The 501-nt window shown below is 41.5% G+C and carries 1 pseudogene; it reads left to right on the forward strand.

Annotation, left to right across the window (positions count from 1 at the left end):
• Positions 1 to 314, forward strand: a pseudogene (locus P5674_RS25885) (hypothetical protein); the annotation flags it as partial.
• Between the last annotated feature and the right edge of the window lie 187 nt (positions 315 to 501).

The raw sequence follows: 501 nt of genomic DNA on the forward strand, positions 1-501 counted from the left end.
ATGACGGTGCGATCGCAGTAGTAGAACCATTTCTTGTGGGCTTTCAACCCGGAACGGGTAGCTATCCTTTTAATCAACAAAATCTATGTAGCGCTCTACTGCATTTGGTAATGTATCAACACGCCGCCGAATTTAGCCCCACACTCAATCCCGAACCCGCCAGAAAACATTGTGAGTTTACCATAGGACCTAACATTCGTGGAAGTGGAACTTATCCATTAATACTTACCATTACTTTAACAGACTATCCTGTAATCATTAGCTACAGCGACGGCATGACTTCAACCGCACAACCATACTTATTAACGCCTTAAACTATGGCAGAAAATCGCTGATCAGAAACCGACACATTTTCATTTGAAATTAATGAAAGTAATGCCAGTAATTATGTTACAGACCCATTAACACTTTTGGCTGTCTCTGATGTCGTCAACTCAATGTCTAACAATATTGACCCTAGATGGCTATGGCGTGCTAATGTTTTCCTAGAAAGTCTCACCG

Origin of the sequence: Limnospira sp. PMC 289.06 (assembly GCF_032350395.1) — a bacterium.
GTDB lineage: Bacteria > Cyanobacteriota > Cyanobacteriia > Cyanobacteriales > Microcoleaceae > Limnospira > Limnospira platensis.